At 67.7% G+C, this 21549-nt stretch carries 18 protein-coding genes; 16 read left to right on the plus strand and 2 right to left on the minus strand.

What is annotated here, in order from left to right:
* Positions 1–52: 52 nt before the first annotated feature.
* Entirely contained in the window at positions 53–1162 is a 1110-nt protein-coding gene (locus tag AB1I47_RS30445) for a hypothetical protein (protein WP_354687393.1), read from the minus strand.
* A gap of 137 nt (positions 1163–1299) precedes the next feature.
* Between AB1I47_RS30445 and AB1I47_RS30450 the strand changes: the two genes are divergently transcribed.
* The 4 genes from AB1I47_RS30450 (at position 1300) to AB1I47_RS30465 (ending at position 6767) form a co-directional block, all read left to right on the plus strand.
* Entirely contained in the window at positions 1300–2550 is a 1251-nt protein-coding gene (locus tag AB1I47_RS30450; protein WP_354687394.1) for a lipoprotein-releasing ABC transporter permease subunit, read from the plus strand.
* Complete coding sequence (gene lolD, locus AB1I47_RS30455) at positions 2543–3283, plus strand: lipoprotein-releasing ABC transporter ATP-binding protein LolD (RefSeq protein ID WP_354687395.1); 741 nt, start codon at positions 2543–2545, stop codon at positions 3281–3283. The genes AB1I47_RS30450 and lolD overlap by 8 nt, the downstream gene beginning before the upstream one ends.
* 12 nt (positions 3284–3295) lie before the next feature.
* Complete coding sequence (locus AB1I47_RS30460) at positions 3296–4129, plus strand: TatD family hydrolase (RefSeq protein ID WP_354687396.1); 834 nt, start codon at positions 3296–3298, stop codon at positions 4127–4129.
* Between the two features lie 223 nt (positions 4130–4352).
* Positions 4353–6767, plus strand: coding sequence for a DNA internalization-related competence protein ComEC/Rec2 (locus tag AB1I47_RS30465; RefSeq protein ID WP_354687397.1), 2415 nt, complete (start codon positions 4353–4355; stop codon positions 6765–6767).
* Positions 6768–6933: 166 nt separating this feature from the next.
* On the opposite strand, the gene AB1I47_RS30470 is transcribed toward AB1I47_RS30465, so the two are convergent.
* The gene (locus AB1I47_RS30470; protein WP_354687398.1) at positions 6934–7962 is read right to left on the minus strand and encodes a MurR/RpiR family transcriptional regulator; all 1029 of its coding nucleotides are present in this window, start codon (positions 7960–7962) and stop codon (positions 6934–6936) included.
* Positions 7963–8212: 250 nt separating this feature from the next.
* Between AB1I47_RS30470 and edd the strand changes: the two genes are divergently transcribed.
* The 12 genes from edd to ftsB all read left to right on the plus strand — a co-directional run bounded on the left by edd (position 8213) and on the right by ftsB (position 21385).
* Positions 8213–10078, plus strand: a complete 1866-nt coding sequence (edd, locus tag AB1I47_RS30475) for a phosphogluconate dehydratase (RefSeq protein WP_354687399.1) — start codon at positions 8213–8215, stop codon at positions 10076–10078.
* Positions 10079–10244: 166 nt separating this feature from the next.
* Positions 10245–10751: a gluconokinase gene (locus AB1I47_RS30480; protein WP_354687400.1), complete on the plus strand. Its 507-nt coding sequence runs from the start codon at positions 10245–10247 to the stop codon at positions 10749–10751.
* Between the two features lie 429 nt (positions 10752–11180).
* Positions 11181–12656, plus strand: a complete 1476-nt coding sequence (locus AB1I47_RS30485; protein ID WP_354687401.1) for a circularly permuted type 2 ATP-grasp protein — start codon at positions 11181–11183, stop codon at positions 12654–12656.
* A 58-nt stretch (positions 12657–12714) separates the two neighbouring features.
* On the plus strand, positions 12715–13668 hold the full coding sequence (locus AB1I47_RS30490; RefSeq protein ID WP_354687402.1) for an alpha-E domain-containing protein: 954 nt from the start codon (positions 12715–12717) through the stop codon (positions 13666–13668).
* Between the two features lie 51 nt (positions 13669–13719).
* On the plus strand, positions 13720–14613 hold the full coding sequence (locus AB1I47_RS30495; RefSeq protein WP_354687403.1) for a transglutaminase family protein: 894 nt from the start codon (positions 13720–13722) through the stop codon (positions 14611–14613).
* A gap of 86 nt (positions 14614–14699) precedes the next feature.
* Positions 14700–15521, plus strand: a complete 822-nt coding sequence (locus AB1I47_RS30500; RefSeq protein WP_354687404.1) for a proteasome-type protease — start codon at positions 14700–14702, stop codon at positions 15519–15521.
* 29 nt (positions 15522–15550) lie between these two features.
* The gene (locus AB1I47_RS30505; RefSeq protein ID WP_354687405.1) at positions 15551–16357 is read left to right on the plus strand and encodes an alpha/beta fold hydrolase; all 807 of its coding nucleotides are present in this window, start codon (positions 15551–15553) and stop codon (positions 16355–16357) included.
* 175 nt (positions 16358–16532) lie between these two features.
* Entirely contained in the window at positions 16533–18185 is a 1653-nt protein-coding gene (locus AB1I47_RS30510; RefSeq protein WP_354687406.1) for a CTP synthase, read from the plus strand.
* A gap of 27 nt (positions 18186–18212) precedes the next feature.
* Entirely contained in the window at positions 18213–19082 is an 870-nt protein-coding gene (gene kdsA / locus AB1I47_RS30515; protein ID WP_354687407.1) for a 3-deoxy-8-phosphooctulonate synthase, read from the plus strand.
* Positions 19083–19164: 82 nt separating this feature from the next.
* The gene (locus AB1I47_RS30520) at positions 19165–19458 is read left to right on the plus strand and encodes a DUF1330 domain-containing protein (protein WP_010808997.1); all 294 of its coding nucleotides are present in this window, start codon (positions 19165–19167) and stop codon (positions 19456–19458) included.
* Between the two features lie 125 nt (positions 19459–19583).
* Positions 19584–20873 (plus strand): phosphopyruvate hydratase, encoded by a 1290-nt coding sequence (eno, locus tag AB1I47_RS30525; RefSeq protein ID WP_354687408.1) that lies wholly within the window; start codon positions 19584–19586, stop codon positions 20871–20873.
* A gap of 170 nt (positions 20874–21043) precedes the next feature.
* Positions 21044–21385 (plus strand): cell division protein FtsB, encoded by a 342-nt coding sequence (gene ftsB / locus AB1I47_RS30530; protein ID WP_354687409.1) that lies wholly within the window; start codon positions 21044–21046, stop codon positions 21383–21385.
* The last annotated feature ends 164 nt before the right edge of the window (positions 21386–21549 follow it).

The raw sequence follows: 21549 nt of genomic DNA on the forward strand, positions 1-21549 counted from the left end.
GGTGGCGGTCAGGTGGCGGTCAGGTGGCGGTCAGGTGGCGGTCGGGCGCCGGTCAGGCGGCAAAGGCAAGGTCGGACAGCAGCGCCCGCCAGTCGCCGCGCGCGCCCATGCCCCGCCAGAACTTGCGCAGGTCGGCGCGCCGCACGGTGAACTCGGCGAAGTGATTCTCGCCGCCCAGCACCAGCGTCACCGCGCCGATCTGGCCGGCGGCAAGCGCCTCCAGCGCCGGGCCGAACCAGTCGGCATCCAGTGCATGCATCTGGTCCAGCCACAGGCCCCAGTCCTCGAAGAGATGCGCCTCGGTGACGTGGTCGAGCATCGCCAGCACCGAACCCTCCAGGCCGGCCGTGCCCACCAGGCCCGCCGGCACCGGCAGCACCCGGCTGCCCCCGGCCAGCGCCAGGCCGCTGAGGAACGGGTCGCCGCTCAGCACCGTGTCGGCCAGCCGCGGCACCGGCTGCAGCGTGCCGCCGCCGTACAGCCAGACCGAGTTGATGGTGGGCTCGCCGGCGGCCTCGCGTGCCTGGTTGACCGGATGGTCGTACCAGGTCATCTGGATCTCGTTCTGGATGCGGCGCCAGTCGCGCGCGCGCGCGCCGGCCTGCATCCAGATATCGATATTGCGGCCGGCGGCGCGCAGCGGCGTGGTCGCCTCCAGCGGGCCGAACACGGCTTCGGGCAGGTACCAGCGCGACGGGCACGGGGTTTCCAGCGCGATGCCGGACTCCTGCAGCAGCCCGTCGACGGCGGCGTGCAGCGCCGCGGCTTCCTCAGGCCGGATCCTGAGCTGCGCCGGCGGCATCAGCACCAGGTGGTCGCGGGCGGCATGGATATGCACCGGCTGCAGGCAGGCGCAGGCCTGGCCATCGGGCAAGGCCGGGCCGGTGGCGCCACTGTCGGCCAGCCGCATATAGGGCGCCAGCGGCACCCGGGCCGCGTCCAGACCCGTCTTGCCGGAAAGCCAGCGTTCCTGCGGCAAACTGCGCAGGAAGGGATCGTCGTGCCGCTCGCGCGGGCCCGGCTCGGCCCGGGTCAGCAACTTTCCGAGCGCTGGCAGCTCCAATTGCCGCAGCAGCGCGCCCGGTACGACATCGTCCCGGCCGTCGTCGCCGGCGCCCGGCGGGACGGAAAAGGGCACAATCAGGGTCAGGTGCGTCATCATGGTGGCGAGATTGTAAACTCCCGGCTGGCCGGCGCCAGTCCCGCGAGCGGCAGCGGGCGCACCCGACGGCCCGCATGCGTGCCGCCAGCGTCCCTTTCGGGGGCTGCCGGCGCTTTCCAGAAACAACAGGAATCCTCTTGAAATTTCCCTACGAGTGGCAGATCGGCTGGCGATATACCCGCGCAAGCAAGCGCGCCAGCCGCAACACCTTCATATCGTTCATCTCGATGATCTCGATGCTGGGGATCGCGCTCGGCGTGGCCGCGCTGATCGTGGTGCTGTCGGTGATGAACGGGTTCCAGAAGGAAGTGCGCGACCGCATGCTGTCGGTGCTGGCGCATATTGAAGTGATCGGCCCGTCGGCGCTGCCCGACTGGCAGCAGACCGCGGCCGAGGCAATGCAGAACAAGGAGGTGGTCGGCGCCGCCCCCTACGTGGCGGCACAGGCCATGCTGACCCGCGACGACGCCGTGCGCGGCGTGCTGCTGCGCGGCGTGGAGCCGTCGCAGGAGCCCAAGGTCTCGGACATCGGCAACCAGTTCAAGGCCGGCAGCATGAACGCGCTGGCGCCGGGCGAGTTCGGCATCGCGCTGGGCAACGAGCTGGCCAACGCCATGGGCGTGCAGGTCGGCGACAAGGTCACGCTGCTGGCGCCGCAGGGCACTATCACCCCGGCGGGCGTGCTGCCGCGGCTCAAGCAGTTCACCGTGACCGGCATCTTCTCGTCGGGCCACTTCGAATTCGACAGCGCACTGGCGCTGGTCAACATGCACGACGCCGAGACCCTGTTCCGCCTGAGCGGCCCCACCGGCGTGCGGCTGAAGCTGGAAGACATGCAGCGCGCGCCGCAGGTGGCCCAGCAGCTCGCCGGCACGCTCTCGGGCGAGCTCTACCTGCGCGACTGGTCCAAGCAGAACCGCAACTGGTTCGCCGCGGTGCAGACCGAGAAGCGCATGATGTTCATCATCCTGACGCTGATCATCGCGGTGGCCGCGTTCAACCTGGTGTCGACGCTGGTGATGACCGTCACCGACAAGCAGGCCGATATCGCCATCCTGCGCACCATGGGGGCGCAGCCGCGCTCGATCATGAAAATCTTTATCGTGCAAGGCGTTGCCATCGGCTTTATCGGTACCGTGCTGGGCGTGGCCGGCGGCACGCTGATTGCCACCAATATCGACGTGATCGTGCCCTTTATCGAGCGCGTGCTGCAGGTGCAGTTCCTGCCGCGCGATATCTATTTCATCAGCGAACTGCCCTCGGATCCCCGCGTGAACGACATCGCCACCATCGGCATCATCTCTTTCGTGCTGGCCACGCTGGCCACGCTCTATCCAAGCTGGCGAGCCGCCCGCGTCAACCCGGCGGAGGCGCTGCGCTATGAGTGAGGCCGTGTTGCATGCCGATACCCCGACGCCCGCGGCGGGGCAGCCGCGTACGGGCTCGACGGTGCTGGTGGCCGAAGGCCTGACCAAGCGCTTCCGCCAGGGCGAGCTCGATGTGGACGTGTTGCGCGGCGTCGACGTGCGCGTCGAGGCGGGCGAGAAGGTCGCCATCGTCGGCGCGTCCGGCTCTGGCAAGAGCACGCTGCTGCATGTGCTGGGCGGGCTCGACAATCCGGATTCCGGCCGGGTCGCGCTGCTCGGCAAGCCCTTCACCGCGCTGCGCGAGCGCGAGCGCAACGTGGTGCGCAACCGTTCGCTGGGCTTTGTCTACCAGTTCCACCACCTGTTGCCCGAGTTCACCGCGCTTGACAACGTGGCGATGCCGATGCGCATCCGCGGCCTGACACAGCATGACGCGCGCGGTACGGCGCAGGCGATGCTGGAGCGCGTCGGCCTCGGCGGCCGCGCCAAGCACCGTCCCGGCGAGCTGTCCGGCGGCGAACGGCAGCGCGTGGCGATCGCCCGGGCACTGGTGGGGCAGCCCGCCTGCGTGCTGGCCGACGAGCCCACCGGCAATCTGGACGACCACACTGCGGGCGGCGTGTACGACCTGATGCTGGAACTGTCGCGCACGCTCGGCACCAGCTTCATCATCGTCACCCACGACCTCGACCTGGCCGGGCGTTGCGACCGCGTGCTGCGGCTGCGCGACGGGCACCTGCACCAGGAACGCTGAGCCGGACGGCCCATGTGGATCGACACGCATTGCCACCTCGACGCCAGCGAGTTCGACGCTGACCGCCAGCAGGTGGCCGACGCGGCCGAGGCCGCCGGTGTGCGCGGCATCGTGGTGCCGGCAGTAGCGGTGTGGAACTTCGAGGCCGTGCGCGCGCTGGCGCGGCGGGATACTCGTTGCGTCTATGCGCTCGGCATCCATCCGCTGTGCTCGCGGGGCGCCGGCCAGTCCGACCTCGACACGCTGCGGCGCGAAGTGGCGGCCGGCATGGACGATCCGCGCTTTGTCGGCATCGGCGAGATCGGGTTGGATTTCTTCGTGGCGGGCCTCGATGCCGAGCACCAGACCTGGCTCTATGCCGAACAGCTCAAGATCGCGCGCGAGTTCGACCTGCCGGTGCTGCTGCACGTGCGCAAGTCGCAGGACCAGGTCGGCGCGCAGTTGCGCAAGCTGGGCGTGAAGCGCGGCATTGCGCATGCGTTCAACGGCAGCAACGAGCAGGCGCGCCGTTTTGTCGAGCAGGGGATGAAGCTGGGCTTCGGCGGCAACGTGACCTTCAGCCGCGCGCGGCAGATCCGGCGGCTGGCGGCCGAACTGCCGCTGGAGGCGCTGGTGCTGGAAACCGATGCGCCCGATATTGCGCCGGCGTGGCTGTCGGACGACCAGTTCGGCGAGCAGCACAAGGCGAGGAATACGCCGGCCGAGGTCGCCGGCGTGGCGCGCGTGATGGGCGAACTGCGCGGCATCGACGCAATGACGCTGGCGCAGGCGACTTGGCGCAACGCGGTGGAGGCGTTGCCGCGGTTGGGGGCGTTTGCCGGGAGTATGGCGCCGCGGGTGGGGTGAAGTTCACCGCGTGCGGCTCGCATTGCTACGGTTTGCGCCCCTCTCCTGCCTGCGACGCCTGCGGGGGAGGGGCGGGGGTGAGGGCGGGCGCTGGCAGTACCTCACCACATCCCACTCATCGATGCCAGTCACACAACTTCACGTCCTCCTGACAGCCTGACAAGCTTCCGGCCGAGCCGCGGCGGTACAACCCTCACTGTGCGAAACACACAGGAGAGTGGTGGTGCGCAGGTTCGTACTGGCCTTCGTCGCAGGATGCTGGGCGCTGCAGCAGCAGGCAACGCTGCCGCCGCGGCATGCCTGGCTGGCGACTGCACTCGTGCTGGCACTGCTCGCCATCGGCATGGTCCGGCGCGGCTGGCGGCTGCATGTTGCCCTACGCAGCCTGACGCTCGCCGGCGTGGCGTTTGCCACCGCGTTCTGCTGGGCGGGCTGGCGCGCCGAATTGCGCCTGCGCGACTGGCTCCCGGCGACACTGGAATCCCGCGATCTCGACGTGCGCGGCGTGGTGTCCGGTCTTCCTTCAGAGTCCGCCGGCGGCACGCGCTTCCCCTTCACCATCGAACACGCCGAAGCCGACATCAGGCTGCCCGGCCGCGTAATCGTCAACTGGCGCGGCGCCCCGCCCGACCTTCGTCCCGGCCAGCGTTTCATGCTGACCGTACGCCTGCGGCGCCCGCGCGGGCTCGCCAATCCCTTTGGCTTCGACTATGCCTATTGGCTGCTGGCGCAAGGTTATGGCGCCACCGGCTATGTGCGGCGCGCACAAGGGCCGCCTCAGGATGCCGCCGGCGAACGCCTCGCCTGGCGCATCGAAGCGTGGCGCGCCGCCGTGCGCGACCACCTGCGCGCGGCGTTGCCGCCGGATGCGCGCTTCGGCGCGGTGCTGATTGCGCTGGTGATCGGCGACCAGCGCGGCATCGAGGCGGACGACTGGACGCTGTTCCGGCGCACGGGCATCAGCCACCTGGTGGCAATTTCAGGGCTGCATATCACCATGATCGCCGGCATGGCGGCGTCGGCTGCGGCGCTGCTGTGGCGCCATTCGTTCGGCTTCGGGCGCCGGCTGCGCCGGCCGTTGCCGCTGTGGCTGCCGGCCCGTCAGGCTGCGCTGGCAGCGGCGGTAGCCGCTGCGTTGATGTACGGGCTGCTGGCCGGCATGCAGATCCCGGCGCTGCGTACCGTGTCGATGCTGTGCGTGGCGGCATTCGCAGTGTGGGGTGCGCGTGCGCCGCCCGCATCGGTAGTGCTGGCGTGGGCGGCACTGGTCGCATTGTTGCTGGACCCGTGGGCGGTGATGTCGCCGGGCTTCTGGCTCTCCTTCGGCGTGGTGGCGGTGATCTTCTTCGCTGCGCGTCCCGGTCGCCAGGCGGCACCGGAGGGATGTTGGCAAAAGCTGCGGGCGACCTTAACCGCCGCGGCGCGTACGCAATGGGCGGTGACCATCGGACTGGTGCCCCTGACGCTGCTGCTGTTCGGGCAGGTGTCGGTGGTATCGCCGCTCGCCAATGCGGTGGCGATCCCGGTCGTCAGCCTGCTGGTGACGCCGCTGTCCTTGCTTGCCGCGGCACTGCCATTGGCACTGGCCGCGCCGGTGCTGGTCGTGGCACACCAGGCCATGGAATGGCTGGCCACGGTGCTGGCGTGGCTGTCGGTGCTGCCATGGGCGATGTGGGAAGCAGCCAGCGCCGGATTCGTGCCGCTGATGCTGGCGGCGATCGGTGTGGCATTGCTGGTGGCGCCGGTCGTGACGGCACGCATGCGCCTGCACGGCGGACTGCTGATGCTGCCGATGGCGCTGGCGCGCGGTCCTCCGGTGGCGCAGGGCGAGTTCCGGGCGGTGATGCTGGACGTGGGGCAGGGCACCGCGGTGCTGGTGCAGACGCGCTCGCATGCGCTGTTGTACGACGCCGGGCCGGGCTATGGCTCGGGATCGAGCGCCGGCGCGCAGGTGGTGGTGCCGCTGTTGCGCGGCGCGGGTATCGGGCGGCTCGATCTCCTGATGATCAGCCATGAGGACGCCGACCATGCCGGCGGCGTGGCGGACGTGTCGGCAGCCGTGCAGGTGGCCGCGCGCAGCACCGGGGCGCCCGCAGGGCACGCGCTGCTTGGGCCGGAGCGCGACGACTGGGCGCCGTGCGCGGCAGGCCAGCAATGGCGATGGGATGGCGTGCGCTTCGCGGTGCTGCATCCGCTCGCCGGCCACACGCAACAGGCCGCGGTCGCCAGCAATGCGCGCAGTTGCGTGCTGCGCGTGGACACCGCGCGGCACAGCTTGCTGCTGAGTGGCGACATCGGGCTGGCGGAAGAACGCGCCCTGATCGGGCGCGAGGACGCCGCGGCATTGCGTGCCGACGTGCTGGTGGTGGCGCATCACGGCAGCGGCACGTCGTCGGGCGCGGCTTGGCTGGAAGCGGTGCGGCCAGACGCGGCGGTGTTCCAGCTCGGCTATGCCAACCGCTACCGCCACCCGCAAGCCGACGTGTGGGAGCGCTACGGCCGTGCCGGCGTTCTGCGCTACCGCACCGACGACACCGGCGCCGTCACCATGACGACTTCGCCGGCTGGCTATGCGCTGTCGATATTCCGGCAGGCCGAGCCGCGCTACTGGCGCGCGCGGCCGCCGGCGCCGCGCTAGTGTCCTGTCCCGTAAATAGCTTGATAAATGAAATCGTCCGGTTGCTCGTCAGGCTAGGCGCGAGGAGTCGCCATAGCCGTAGCGATGGCAACGACGAGCAACGACGCATGGCGGGCAACTGGGCGATTTCATATCGAGTTTATTTGCGGGACAGGACACTAGCCGTTCAGCCGGCCTTGCGGCGGCGCGAGCGGGTGGCGGGCTGCGCCGTGCCGCGCTTGCGCGGCTGTGCGCCGGCAGGTGCCGGTTCTAACGGGCCACCCGGGCCACCCTGGCCATCCCGGCCTTCCGGGCCATCCGCGGGCGGCGTCGCGGGCTTTGCACGGGTCCTGGCGGGGGGCACCGCCCGTGCCGGCTCGGCGCCCGCGATACGCCGTTCGCGCAGATGCGCCTTGGCGCGCTGCAGGCCGGCGGCAACGGTGTCGGCACGTTCCAGTGCCACGCCGGCGGCAAGCACGTCGCCCAGCACCAGATGGCTGATACGCGAAGTCATCGGCGTATAGACCTCGCTGTCTTCTTCGACGTCAGAGAACACGCAGACGTCGGCCAGCCGCGCCAGCGGCGAGCCGCTGTGGGTGATCGCCAGCACGCTCGCGCCGCTGCTGCGCGCCAGCGTGGCGGCGGTCAGCATGTCCCAGGTGCGGCCGCTGTTGGACACCAGCACGGCCACGTCGCCGGGGCCGAGCAGCGCCGCCGACATGCTGAATACATGCGGGTCGGAGTACGCCACGGTCGGCATGCCCAGGCGGAAGAACTTGTGCTGGATATCCAGCGCGACGATGCCGGAATTGCCGCAGCCGTAGAACTCGATGCGCCGCGCGCTGGCGAGCAGCTGGATGCCGTGCTCGATCTGGTCGGCCGACAGCGCATTGCGCACGCTCATCAGCGTGGCGATGGTGCGGTCGAAGACCTTGCCGGCGATATCGGCGGGGCGGTCGTCGGCCTCGACGTCCTGGTGCACGAAGGGCGTGCCGCCGCCGACGTTCTGCGCGAACTGCAGCTTGAACTCGCGGAAGCCGTCATAGCCGAGCGCCGCGCAGAAGCGCGCGATGGTCGGCTGCGACACCCCGGCGCGCTCGGCCAGCTCGGGCATCGACAGGCGGATCACGGCGGCGCCGTGCCGGGCGACATAGTCCGCGAGGCGGCGTTCGGAGGGGCGGAGCGTGTCGTAGACGGCAAGGATTCGGTCGCGCATGGCGGCGTGGCTGGGGAGGGTGGTTGGAAAAGATGTAGATATTCTACAACGATTGGCGCGGCATCATGCCCCAAAACGGGCCAGAACGCAGTCAGGGTCGGCCCGATGTATGCCCGTATCGAGGGAAATCGGCGTCATTGTGACGCATGGTCCTGTCGACGTCTCGCTCTCGATCGGTAATAATGTAGAAAATCTACATGCGATGGCACCCTCCTGCGCTGTCGCCAAGCCAACAAGGAACGTCTCCGCCATGCCCACTGCCGTCCATGCCGAGCTTCTGGCCGTTACCGAACGCATCGTTGCGCGCAGCCGCGCCAGCCGTGCCGCCTACCTTGCCCGTTGCGAACGCGCACAGGCCGAACTAGGGCCGCTGCGCGGCATGTCCTGCGCCAACCTGGCGCACGGCTTTGCCGCGCTGCCGGCCAACGACAAGCTCAAGCTGCGCGTCGACCATGCGCCCAACCTTGGCGTCGTCACCGCGTACAACGACATGCTGTCGGCGCACCAGCCGTACGAGCGCTACCCGGGCGTCATCCGCGAAGCCGCGCGCGCGGTCGGCGCGGTGGCCCAGGTGGCGGGCGGCGTGCCGGCGATGTGCGACGGCATCACGCAAGGCAACCCGGGCATGGAGCTGTCGCTGTTTTCGCGCGACGCGATCGCGATGGCCACCGCGGTGGCGCTGTCGCACAACACCTTCGATGCGGCGCTGATGCTGGGGGTGTGCGACAAGATCGTGCCGGGCCTCTTGATGGGCGCGCTGCAGTTCGGCCACCTGCCGGTGGTGTTCGTGCCGGCCGGCCCGATGGCCAGCGGCCTGTCCAACAAGGAAAAGGCGCGCGTGCGCCAGCTCTATGCGACCGGCCAGGTCGGCCGCGACGCGCTGCTCGAGGCCGAATGCCAGGCCTATCACGGCGCCGGCACCTGCACCTTCTACGGCACCGCCAACAGCAACCAGTTCCTGATGGAAATCATGGGCCTGCACCTGCCGGGCGCGGCCTTCGTGCACCCGGACAGCGGCCTGCGCGATGCGCTGACCGCCGCCGCGGCGCAGCGCGCCATCGCACTGCGCGCGCGTGGCGACCAGTACCTGCCACTGGCCCGCATCGTCGACGAACGCGCGGTCGCCAACGCAATGGTCGGCCTGCTGGCTACCGGCGGCTCGACCAACCACACCATCCACCTGGTGGCGATGGCGCGCGCCGCGGGGATCGTGATCGACTGGAACGATTTTGACCGGCTCTCGCGCATCACGCCGCTGCTGGCGCGCGTGTATCCCAACGGCTCGGCCGATGTGAACCACTTCCACGCCGCCGGCGGCGCCGGCCTGGTGATCCGCGAGCTGCTGCAGGCCGGGCTGCTGCATGAGGACGTGCAGACCGTCGCCGGCCCCGGGCTGGCGCGTTACACGCAGGAGCCGGTGATGACGGACGGCGTGCTGCGCTGGCGCGAAGGCGCCACCCAAAGCGGCGACGAGCAAGTGGTGGCCAGCGCGGCGGCGCCGTTCTCGCCCGAGGGCGGGTTGCGGCTGATGCAGGGCAACCTGGGCCGCGGCGTGATCAAGGTGTCGGCGGTCGCGCCCGAGCACCGCGTGGTCGAGGCGCCGGTGCGCGTGTTCGATTCGCAGGAAGGGCTGCAGGCCGCCTTCGAAGCCGGCGAGCTGACCGGCGACCTGGTTGCGGTGGTCCGCTTCCAGGGCCCGAACGCCAACGGCATGCCCGAGCTGCACCGCCTGACGCCGGTGCTGGGCGCGCTGCAGGATGCCGGCCACAAGGTGGCGCTGGTGACTGACGGCCGTATGTCGGGCGCGTCGGGCAAGGTGCCGGCGGTGATCCACGTTGGCCCGGAAGCGCTGGCCGGCGGCCCGCTGGCGCGCGTGCGCGACGGCGACCGCATCCGCGTTGACGCCGTCGCCGGCACGCTGCAATGGCTCGGCGATGAAGCCGGGTTCGCGGCGCGCGCGCTGGCCGCCGCGCCGGCCGACGAGTTCGCGCAATTCAGCCTGGGACGGGGCCTGTTCGGCCTGTTCCGGCGCCATGCCCGCATCGCGGAAGAGGGCGGCAGCGCATTAGACCTGTCCGAGGCGGATGCCCCGGCGGCGCAACCGGCCGCACAATAGCCCGGCCAGAAGCCGGATTCCCCTGAATTTCCCCGCGGGGCGGCAGCGCCCCCGGGACGCCTTTGCGCCGCCGCAAAGGCGTCGAGCTGGACTAAGCTGGACCAAGACCGGCAAGGACAGACAAGGATGGCCACACCATCCGATACCAAGACCGACGGAGCAGACCATGATTTATATCCTGATGGGCGTTTCCGGCAGCGGCAAGACCACGGTCGGCCAGATGCTGGCGCAGCGCCTGGGCTGCGGCTTCCATGACGCCGACGAATTCCACAGCGAAGCCAACAAGGCCAAGATGAACGCGGGCACCCCGCTGACAGACGAAGACCGCTGGCCCTGGCTGGCCGCCATGCGCGCCGCCATCGACACGGCGCGGGCCGAAGGCCGCACACACGTGTTCACCTGCTCGGCCTTGCGCCAGGCGTACCGCGAGCGCCTGATGCCCCCCGATGGCGGCGTGACCTTCGTCTTCATGAAGGGGGATGCGTCACTGATCGGCCAACGTTTGTCGGCGCGCACCGAGCACTTCTTCAACCCGGACCTGCTGCAAAGCCAGTTCGATACGCTGGAAGAGCCGAGCGACGCGTTGGTGCTCGACATCCGGCAGTCGCCCGAGGTGCTGGTCGACACGATTCTGCAGGCCACGGCGTCGCAGGGCGCCGGCGCGGGGCGCTGATACACCCACCTCCTTCAGGCTTCAAACTGTCGCTCACCGTTGGCGGCTGCGGCTGCCGACACAGCCTGGGTGCTGCCGGTTTGCTCCGCTCTCCCGCTTGCGGGAGAGCGGAGCAAACCGGGGATAGCGGCTCCGATCCAGCGCTCTTCCGCACCCTTGGCCGCCACCACCCCATGGCGGCCGTTTTTACGTGCGCTGGCAGACATCTTGCTAGCTCACTTTCCGTGCCGGCCAGTGTCCGCCAGCTTGCGGCTTTTGCCGGCACAAGTATGCTGAAAGGGCCAGTGACTCGACAGCATCGCCGCGCCAGCCTCAAGCGGGCCAGCGCGCGGCGGGCTTGGGGCAGGACAGCCAGGGCAAAACCAGGGCGCCGGTAGCAGCGAGGAAGTGGCAGCCACCGGCAGCCCGCTACATGGAGGAACGGCCATCATGGCGGGGCGGTATTTCGACGAGATGCTGGACTGGCGCGCAGACGGCGCGCCCACGGTCATCCAGGCGGGGCAAGCGTTGCCCGACGGCGCAGTGCGCCAACACTACCGCCATTTCGCGGACTGGCTGGCGCGGCAGTCCGAAAGCACCATGGGCAACAAGCGCGGCGAGGCAGACCTGATCTTCCGGCGCGTGGGCATTACCTTTGCCGTCTACGGCGACAAGGACGAAGCCAACAGCGGCACCGAGCGGACTATCCCGTTCGACGTGATCCCGCGCATCTTCCCGGCCAGCGAATGGGCGCTGCTGGAAAAAGGCCTGCGCCAGCGCGTGGCGGCGCTGAACCGCTTTATCCACGATATCTACCACGGCCAGGACATCATCCGCGCCGGCGTGATCCCGCCCGACCAGATCTACAACAACGCCCAGTACCGGCCCGAGATGCTTGGCGTCGACGTGCCGCGCGATATCTATGCGCATGTGGCCGGCATCGACGTGGTGCGCGCCGGCGAGGGCGAGTTCTACGTACTGGAAGACAACCTGCGCGTGCCTTCGGGCGTGTCGTACATGCTGGAGAACCGCAAGATGATGATGCGGTTGTTCCCGGACCTGTTCGCGCGCAACCGCGTCGCGCCGGTGGCGCACTACCCGGACCTGCTGCTGGACATGCTGCGCGGCGTGTCGCCGCAGGCGATCGCCGATCCCACCGTGGTGGTGCTGACGCCCGGCATGTACAACTCCGCCTATTTCGAGCATGCCTTCCTGGCGCAGCAGATGGGCGTGGAGCTGGTGGAAGGCAGCGACCTGTTCGTCGAGGACGATCATCTCTTCATGCGCACCACGCAGGGCCCGCAGCGCATCGACGTGATCTACCGCCGCGTGGACGACGACTTCCTCGACCCGCTGGTGTTCCGGCCCGATTCCGCGCTGGGCGCGGCGGGGCTGTTGTCGGTCTACCGCGCTGGCAACGTGACCATCAGCAATGCCATCGGAACCGGCGTGGCCGACGACAAGTCGATCTACCCGTACGTGCCGGACATGATCCGCTTTTATCTGGGCGAAGAGGCGATCCTCAGCAACGTGCCGACCTATATGTGCCGGCGCTCTGACGACCTGCAGTACGTGCTTGACCATATGGAGGAGCTGGTGGTCAAGGAAACCCACGGCGCCGGCGGCTACGGCATGCTGGTGGGGCCGGCCGCCACGCGCGCGGAGATCGACGCCTTCCGCGAGGTGGTGAAGTCGCGGCCGGAGCAGTACATCGCGCAGCCCACGCTGTCGCTGTCGACGTGCCCCACCTATGTGGAGGCCGGCATCGCGCCGCGCCATATCGACCTGCGCCCGTTCGTGCTGTCGGGCAAGGAAGTGCGCATGGTGCCTGGCGGGCTGACCCGCGTGGCGCTGCGCGAAGGCTCGCTGGTGGTCAACTCCTCGCAAGGGGGCGGCACCAAGGACACCTGGGTGCTGGAACGATGACGACGACAACCATCCACGCAATGAAGACCGCCGCCACCGCCGTCCGAGGAGAGCCGACATGCTGAGCCGTACCGCCGACCACCTGTTCTGGATGGCCCGCTACACCGAGCGCGCGGAGAACACCGCCCGCATGCTCGACGTCAATTACCAGACCTCGCTGCTGCCGCAATCGGCCGAAGTGGCCGAGCAGGGCTGGTGGGCCATGCTCGATATCTCCGAGCTGACCCACGCCTTCGACCACAAGTACGGGCTGCTGTCGCGCGACGATGTGATCGATTTCATGGTGCGCGACATGACCAACGCGTCGTCGATCATGGCCTGCCTGCGCGCGGCGCGCGAGAATGCGCGCGCGGTGCGCGGCTCGCTGACCACCGAGGTCTGGGAGACCGTCAACACCACCTGGCTGGAAGTGCAGCGCCTGATCGCCGACGGCGTGCTGAAGGACGACCCGTCGCGCTTTTTCGAGTGGGTCAAGTTCCGCTCGCACCTGGCGCGCGGGGTGCAGTTCGGCACCATGCTCAAGGACGATGCCTTCCATTTCATGCGGCTGGGCACTTTCCTTGAGCGCGCCGACAATACTGCGCGCATACTGGACGTCAAGTTCCAGGCCTCGGCCGGCGACGACAGCGACGCCAACCGCGACCAGAACGACTTCTACCACTGGGCGGCGGTGCTGCGCTCGGTGTCGGGCTTCGAGGTCTACCGCAAGGTCTACCGCGCCGTGATCACGCCACAGCGCGTGGCCGAGCTGCTGATCCTGCGGCCCGACATGCCACGCTCGCTGGTGTCGAGCATGGACGAGGTGGTGGCCATCCTCGGTACGGTGCGCAACCAGCAGTCGGCGGAAACCGAGCGCCAGGCTGGTAAACTCCACGCCGACCTGAAGTACGCGCGTATCGACGATATCTTTGCCGTCGGTCTGCATGCGTACCTGACCAGCTTCCTGGAGCGCATCGGCGATCTCGGCAATGGCATCAGCCGGGACTTCCTCGTGCCGCTGCTGGCGGCCTGATATGGGCAAGCCGGCGGCAACCATGTGCTGCTGCCGCCGCGCCCTGATACCGTGAAATACAAGATCCACCACCATACTGTTTACCGCTATGCCGAGCCGGTGCGCCGCAGCGTGCACGAGCTGCGGCTCGAGCCGCGCTCGGGACCGCTGCAGATCGTGCACCGCTGGCAGCTGAACACCCCCGGCAGCCCGACCGAGGCCCGTGACGGCTTTGGCAATATCGTCCACAACTTCACCGTCGCGGGGCCGACCAGCACCATTGCCATCGAAGCCACCGGCGAAGTGGAAGTGCTGCCGCCGCACGGCGAGCGCGACCGCGACGGCCATCATGCCTTCATCGATGCGCCGCCGCCCGGCGAGTCGCGGGTATCGCCGCTGTACTTCCTCGGCGACACGCCGCTGACCACCGCGCCGCGCGAGATGCAGTCATTCGCCGCGCCGTTCCTGAGTGCCGGGCATGACATCCCGGCGTTGCTGGCGCTGGCGCAGGGCATTGCCGAGCGTGTCCGCTACAAGGCCAATACCACCGATGTCGGCACCTCCGCGGCCGAAGCCTTCAGCCTGGGCAGCGGCGTGTGCCAGGACCAGGCGCAGGTGATGGTGGCGGCATGCCGCGCGCTGGGTGTCCCGGCCCGGTACGTGAGCGGATACTTCTACGATCCGGCCGCTACCGAGATGGCCAGCCACGCCTGGGCCGACGTCTGCCTCGATGCCGGACGCGAACTCTGGTGCAGTATCGACGTGACCCACGGCTGCATCACCGACGAGCGCCATGTGCGCCTCGCCGTGGGGCGCGATTACCAGTCCGCCGCACCGGTCCGGGGCATCCTGGAAGGCGGTTCGGGCGAAACGCTTGAGGTAAATGTCAGTATTGCGCCACTTTCGGCACAAGATTCAAGCGCCGGTGCGCCAATTAGGTGCCGGCTTCCAGACGGGGCGCCGTGACTTGGCGCGAGCGCTAGAATCCGGGGTAATGCAAGCCCCCCGCGCGGGCTCCTGAGAGCGGCCGCGTAGAACAACACAACAAGACCATGACGTATTGTGTAGCCATGCGGCTGGATGCCGGCCTGGTATTCCTGTCCGATTCCCGCACCAACGCCGGCGTAGACGCCATCTCGACGGCACGCAAGATGACGGTGTTCGAAGAACCCGGCGACCGTGTGATGGTGCTGCTGACCGCCGGCAACCTGGCCATCAGCCAGTCGGTGCGCCAGATCCTGGCCGAAAACCACGACGAGAAACGCTCGCTGTGGAACGCGCGCGATATGTTCGAGGGCGCCTCCATCGTCGGCGAAGCCGTGCGCCAGGTGCACAAGCGCGACGCGCACGCGCTGCGCGATGCCGGCATCGAATTCAATGTCAGCCTGGTCTTCGGCGGCCAGATCCGCGGCGAGCGGGTGCGGCTGTTCAACATCTACGCGGCCGGCAATTTTGTCGAGGCCACGCCCGAGAACTGCTACTTCCAGATCGGCGAAGCCAAGTACGGCAAGCCCATCATCGACCGCGTGGTACACCCGTCGCTGCCGCTGGCGGAAGGGGCCAAATGTGCGTTGATCTCGATGGATTCGACGCTCAAGTCCAATATCTCGGTGGGCCTGCCGCTGGACTTGCTGGTGTATGAGGCCGATTCGCTGCGCGTGACGCGCTTCGTCAATATCGACGAGCGCAACGCCTACTTCCGCATGATCCGCGACACGTGGGGCCACCGCCTGCGCCAGGTATTCGGCGAGATCCACAACCCGGAGTGGGATCCGGGCGCGCCCGCCGAATTCTCGCTGGCCCGCGCCGGTGAAGCTGACCGCTGGGGACAGCCGGTGCGCGCCAGGCGCAACCAGGCCCGTACGCCGGAATAAAACTAAAAAAAACGGTGGCAGAGGAGACCATGCGCGAGATCATCCATTTTTCCCATGCCAACGGCTTTCCGGTGACCACTTACCGCAAGCTGTTTGCCGAGCTGGACGGCCATTTCGAATTCCGCGCGGTAGACCGCTACGGCCACCGGCCGCAATTCCCGGTCACGCGCGGCTGGCCGCACCTGGTCGAGGAGCTGCTGGACGAAGTCGGGCGCCAGTACCGCGAGCCGGTGTGGCTGGTGGGCCATTCGCTGGGCGGTTTCCTGTCGCTGATGGCGGCGCTGCGCCGCCCCGAGTGGGTGCGCGGCGTGGTGATGCTGGATTCGCCGATCATCGCGGGCTGGCGCGCATCCCTGCTGAAGACCGCGCAAGTGCTCGGCATCGATGAGAAACCTGGCCCTGCCGCTGTGACCAAAAACCGGCGCACTCACTGGCCCGATGCCGGGGCGGTGTGGGAGCACTTCCGCGCCAAGCCCAATTTCGCCGTGTGGGACGAAGAGGTGCTGCGCGACTACGCGATCCACGGCACCGAGCCGACCGGCAAGGATAACGAGCGCCGGCTGCGCTTTAGCCGCGAGGTCGAATACTGGATCTACCGCACGCTGCCGACCAGCCTGGGGCGCAAGGTGGCGCGCGGCGCGCCGGTGCCGGTGGGCTTCGTCGCCGGCACGCGCTCGCGCGAGGTGCGCCAGGCTGGGCTGGGAGCCACGCGCAAGCTGGTGGGCCCCAACCTGCGTTTTATCGAAGGCGGCCACCTGTACCCGATGGAGCGGCCGCAGGAAACCGCGGCGCTGGTGCGCGACCTGATCGGCGCGATGCGCCGCGACGGGCGCTGATTCCACGGTGCGGCGCATGCGCCGCAGCGGCGTGGGAAACGCGTGGGAAGCGTCTGAGAAGCGGCCGGGGAAAGGCCCCCACGCAGCCCCTCTGACGAGGGCGCTGTCACAATTTCCGGGTCGGCGGGCACCGGGGTCTCATGTATAATCCCGATTTCCCCGGCAAGCTCGGTTTATGACCAAATTCGTCTTCGTCACCGGTGGCGTCGTCTCTTCTCTCGGCAAGGGCATCGCTGCTGCCTCGCTCGCGGCCATTCTTGAGTCGCGCGGCCTCAAAGTCACCCTCCTCAAGCTCGATCCCTACATCAACGTCGATCCCGGCACGATGAGCCCTTTCCAGCATGGCGAGGTGTTTGTCACGGAAGACGGTGCGGAAACCGACCTGGATCTCGGCCACTACGAGCGTTTCGTCTCGGCCAAGATGCGCAAGTCGAACAACTTCACCACCGGCCAGATCTACGAATCGGTGATCCGCAAGGAGCGCCGCGGCGAATACCTGGGCAAGACCGTGCAGGTGATCCCGCATATTACCAACGAGATCCAGGCCTTCGTCGAAAAGGGCGCGGCCGCGTCGCACGACGGCAAGGCCGATGTGGCGCTGGTGGAAATCGGCGGCACCGTGGGTGATATCGAATCGCTGCCGTTCCTGGAAGCCGCGCGCCAGATGAGCCTGCGCATGGGCCGCAACCACTGCGCCTTCGTGCACCTGACGCTGGTGCCGTTCATTGCCAGCGCCGGCGAGCTGAAGACCAAGCCGACCCAGCACTCGGTGCAGAAGCTGCGGGAAATCGGCATCTCGCCGACCGCGCTGCTGTGCCGCGCCGACCGCCCGATCCCGGACGACGAGCGCGCCAAGATCTCGCTGTTCGCCAATATCCCGCAAGACGCCGTGATCTCGGTGTGGGACGCGGACAGCATCTACAAGATCCCGCAGATGCTCAACGAGCAGGGCCTGGACCGCCTGATCTGCGAGGAACTGCGCCTGGATCCCCGCCCGGCCGACCTGTCGATGTGGCAGAAGCTGGTCAACGCGCAGGAAAATCCCGAGCACGAAATCACCATCGGCATGGTCGGCAAGTATGTCGACCTGACCGAGTCGTACAAGTCGCTGATCGAGGCGCTGCGCCACGCCGGCATGCACACCGCCACGCGCGTCAATATCGAGTACATCGATTCCGAGGAACTGGAATCGGGTCACCTCGAAGTGCTGGCGCCGCTGGACGCGATCCTGGTGCCGGGCGGCTTCGGCAAGCGTGGCACGGAAGGCAAGATCCGCGCGATCCAGTACGCCCGCGAGAACAAGATCCCGTACCTGGGCATCTGCCTGGGCATGCAGCTGGCCGTGATCGAGTTTGCCCGCCACCTGGCTGGCATGAACGACGCCAACTCGACCGAGTTCAACCTGGAAACCGAACACCCCGTGGTCGCGCTGATCACGGAGTGGGTCGACCGCGAAGGCAAGGTCGAGCAGCGCTCGGCCGATTCCGACCTGGGCGGCACCATGCGCCTGGGCGCGCAGCGCGTGCCGGTCAAGGAAGGCACCAAGGCAGCCGCCATCTACGGCCCCGAGGTCAACGAACGCCACCGTCACCGCTACGAGGTCAACAACCACTACGTGCCGACGCTGGAAAAGGCCGGCATGGTGATCTCGGCCCGCACCCCGACCGAGAACCTGCCGGAAATGATGGAACTGCCGGAGTCGATGCACCCGTGGTTCGTCGGCGTGCAGTTCCACCCGGAATTCACCTCGACGCCGCGCGACGGCCATCCGCTGTTCAAGGCCTATGTCGAAGCCGCGCTCGCCAGCCAGCAGCGCAAGGGCGCGTAAGCCCGGGCGCAAGCAGGAGAGACAGTCATGAAACTCTGTGGATTCGAGGTTGGCCTCGACCAGCCGTTCTTCCTGATCGCCGGTCCGTGCGTGATCGAGTCCGAGCAGATGGCGCTGGATACCGCCGGCGAGCTCAAGGCCATCACCGCTGAACTGGGCATCCCGTTCATCTACAAGTCGTCGTTCGACAAGGCCAACCGCTCGTCGGGCAAGTCGTTCCGCGGCCTGGGCATGGAGAAGGGCCTGGAGATCCTGGCGACCGTCAAGCGCGAGATCGGCGTGCCGGTGCTGACCGACATCCACGAGATCGACGAGATCAAGCCCGTCGCCGCCGTGGTGGACGTGCTGCAGACGCCGGCGTTCCTGTGCCGCCAGACCGATTTCATCCGTGCCTGCGCGCAGAGCGGCAAGCCGGTGAATATCAAGAAGGGCCAGTTCCTGGCGCCGCACGACATGAAGAACGTGATCGACAAGGCCCGCGACGCCGCGCGCGAAGCCGGCCTGCCCGATGACATGTTCATGGCCTGCGAGCGCGGCGTCTCGTTCGGCTACAACAACCTGGTCTCCGACATGCGCTCGCTGGCGATCATGCGCGAGACGGGGGCCCCGGTGGTGTTCGACGCCACCCACTCGGTGCAGCTTCCCGGCGGCCAGGGCACCAGCTCCGGCGGCCAGCGCGAGTTCGTGCCGGTGCTGTCGCGCGCCGCCGTCGCCACCGGCGTGGCGGGCCTCTTCATGGAAACGCACCCGGACCCGAACAAGGCCATGTCCGATGGCCCCAACGCGGTCCCGCTGTCGCGCATGAAGGAACTGCTGAGCGTGCTCAATGAACTGGACACGCTGGTCAAGCGCGCCGGCTTCCTGGAAGACAACTTCGGCTGGCCGGCCTGCGCCTGAGCAGGCCCGGCTTTGTCACCACCGCAATGCCGGTGGTGACAAATCATATCGAAAGACAGTACAAAAAATCGGGAGATTCTCCATGGCCGCGGGCTATATCATCGCCTACGTCGACGTGACCGACCCCCAGCAGTACGAGGAATACAAGGTGCTCTCGAGCAAGGCCATGCAGATCCATGGCGCCGAGGTCCTGGTACGCGGCGGCAAGACCGAGCCGCTGGAGGGCGAGTGGGCGCCGACGCGCGTGGTGGTGCTGAAATTTCCCAGCTATGAAGCGGCCAGGTCGTTCCACGACGGCGAAGCGTATCGCGCTGCCCGCAAGGCGCGCGAGCACGCGGCGAAGATGAACATGATCGTGGTCGAAGGCGCCGCCTGAGCCTTGCCGGCCGCTGAGGTTTGCCGGTCGCTTACCGGTGGATTACTAGCGCGTGACACGCGCCTGACACGCGCACAGGTTGAAGTCATCAGCAGCATCAAGAATCAACAGTCAGAGAGGAATTCATGAGTGCAATCGTAGATATCATCGGTCGCGAGGTTCTCGACTCGCGCGGCAACCCCACCGTCGAATGCGACGTGCTGCTGGAATCCGGCGTGATGGGCCGTGCGGCAGTGCCGTCGGGCGCGTCGACCGGTTCGCGCGAAGCCATCGAACTGCGTGACGGCGACAAGAGCCGCTACCTGGGCAAGGGCGTGCTGAAGGCCGTCGAGCACATCAACACCGAAATCTCCGAAGCCATCATGGGCCTGGACGCCTCCGAGCAGGCCTTCCTGGACCGCACCCTGATCGACCTCGACGGCACCGAGAACAAGGGCCGCCTGGGCGCCAACGCCATGCTGGCCGTGTCGATGGCCGTGGCCAAGGCCGCCGCTGAAGAAGCCGGCCTGCCGCTGTACCGCTACTTCGGCGGCTCGGGCGCGATGCAACTGCCGGTGCCGATGATGAACATCGTCAACGGTGGCGCGCACGCCAACAACAGCCTGGACATCCAGGAATTCATGGTCATGCCGGTGTCGCAGACCAGCTTCCGCGAAGCGCTGCGTTGCGGCGCCGAGATCTTCCACGCGCTGAAGAAGATCCTGGCCGACAAGGGCATGTCCACCGCGGTGGGCGACGAGGGCGGCTTCGCCCCGAACTTCTCGTCCAACGAGGAATGCCTGAACACCATCGTGCAGGCCATCGAGAAGGCCGGCTACCGCGCCGGTGAAGACGTGCTGCTGGCGCTGGACTGCGCCGCCAGCGAGTTCTACCACGAAGGCGAGGGCGTGTACCAGCTGGAGGGCGAAGGCCTGAAGCTGTCGTCGACGCAGTTTGCCGACTACCTGGCCAACCTGTGCGACAAGTTCCCGATCGTGTCGATCGAGGACGGCATGGCCGAAGGCGACTGGGACGGCTGGAAGACGCTGACCGAGAAGCTGGGCACGCGCGTGCAGCTGGTGGGCGACGACCTGTTCGTCACCAACACCAAGATCCTGAAGGAAGGCATCGAGAAGGGCATCGGCAATTCGATCCTGATCAAGATCAACCAGATCGGCACGCTGACCGAAACGTTTGCCGCCATCGAGATGGCCAAGCGCGCCGGCTACACCGCCGTGATCTCGCACCGTTCGGGCGAAACCGAAGACAGCACCATCGCCGATATCGCGGTGGGCACCAACGCCGGCCAGATCAAGACCGGCTCGCTGTCGCGCTCGGACCGCATCGCCAAGTACAACCAGCTGCTGCGCATCGAGGAAGACCTGGGCGATATCGCCAGCTACCCGGGCAAGAGTGCGTTCTACAACCTGCGCTGACATCTTGCCCGTCATGCCCGCGCACGCGGGCATGACGTAGTGGCTGTGGAAAGGCGGTGGCACGGATTTACCTCCGTGCCACCGCCGTTTTGTATCGAAATCTGCCTGGCAATTGCCTTCCGGCCTGAGTTCGCAGATCATTGTGCGGAATTTCTTGTCCGCAACCCTTCATGCGTCTGATCTCGCTGCTGTTGTTCGTGCTGCTGCTTGCGATCCAGTATCCCCTCTGGCTTGGCAAGGGCGGCTGGCTGCGCGTCTGGGACCTGAACCGGCAACTGACCGAGCAGGGCACCCGCAACCAGACGCTCAAGCTGCGCAACGCCAAGCTCGAAGGCGAAGTTGCCGACTTGCAGGACGGCACCGGCGCGATCGAGGAACGTGCCCGCTATGAGCTGGGCATGGTGAAGGAAGGGGAAGTCTTCGTGCAGTTCGTCGCGCCGGCCCCCAAGGTCAGCGCCACGCCGCCACTGCCGCCGCCGGCGAATTCGGCGGCTGGGATGGCGCGCCACTGACGCGCATCGCACGGTCGCGCATCTGAATAAAGCCACAGGCTTACGCATACGCTCCCCTCTCCCGCAGGCGGGAGAGGGGAGCGTATGCGTGGGTTCGTGGCTTCGTTCAGATGACGCGCGAGATGACGCGAGCGTGCGACCCGGTGCCGCAGTCCTTAACGCCC

This window comes from Cupriavidus necator, assembly GCF_040578825.1.
Lineage (GTDB): Bacteria > Pseudomonadota > Gammaproteobacteria > Burkholderiales > Burkholderiaceae > Cupriavidus > Cupriavidus necator_E.

Coding starts and splice junctions, on each gene's coding strand:
- AB1I47_RS30445 (WP_354687393.1), bottom strand. CDS start 1,162: ATGATGACGCACCTGACCCTGATTGTGCCCTTTTCCGTCCCGCCGGGC.
- lolD (WP_354687395.1), top strand. CDS start 2,543: ATGAGTGAGGCCGTGTTGCATGCCGATACCCCGACGCCCGCGGCGGGG.
- AB1I47_RS30460 (WP_354687396.1), top strand. CDS start 3,296: ATGTGGATCGACACGCATTGCCACCTCGACGCCAGCGAGTTCGACGCT.
- AB1I47_RS30470 (WP_354687398.1), bottom strand. CDS start 7,962: ATGCGCGACCGAATCCTTGCCGTCTACGACACGCTCCGCCCCTCCGAA.
- edd (WP_354687399.1), top strand. CDS start 8,213: ATGCCCACTGCCGTCCATGCCGAGCTTCTGGCCGTTACCGAACGCATC.
- AB1I47_RS30480 (WP_354687400.1), top strand. CDS start 10,245: ATGATTTATATCCTGATGGGCGTTTCCGGCAGCGGCAAGACCACGGTC.
- AB1I47_RS30485 (WP_354687401.1), top strand. CDS start 11,181: ATGGCGGGGCGGTATTTCGACGAGATGCTGGACTGGCGCGCAGACGGC.
- AB1I47_RS30490 (WP_354687402.1), top strand. CDS start 12,715: ATGCTGAGCCGTACCGCCGACCACCTGTTCTGGATGGCCCGCTACACC.
- AB1I47_RS30500 (WP_354687404.1), top strand. CDS start 14,700: ATGACGTATTGTGTAGCCATGCGGCTGGATGCCGGCCTGGTATTCCTG.
- AB1I47_RS30505 (WP_354687405.1), top strand. CDS start 15,551: ATGCGCGAGATCATCCATTTTTCCCATGCCAACGGCTTTCCGGTGACC.
- AB1I47_RS30510 (WP_354687406.1), top strand. CDS start 16,533: ATGACCAAATTCGTCTTCGTCACCGGTGGCGTCGTCTCTTCTCTCGGC.
- kdsA (WP_354687407.1), top strand. CDS start 18,213: ATGAAACTCTGTGGATTCGAGGTTGGCCTCGACCAGCCGTTCTTCCTG.
- AB1I47_RS30520 (WP_010808997.1), top strand. CDS start 19,165: ATGGCCGCGGGCTATATCATCGCCTACGTCGACGTGACCGACCCCCAG.
- eno (WP_354687408.1), top strand. CDS start 19,584: ATGAGTGCAATCGTAGATATCATCGGTCGCGAGGTTCTCGACTCGCGC.
- ftsB (WP_354687409.1), top strand. CDS start 21,044: ATGCGTCTGATCTCGCTGCTGTTGTTCGTGCTGCTGCTTGCGATCCAG.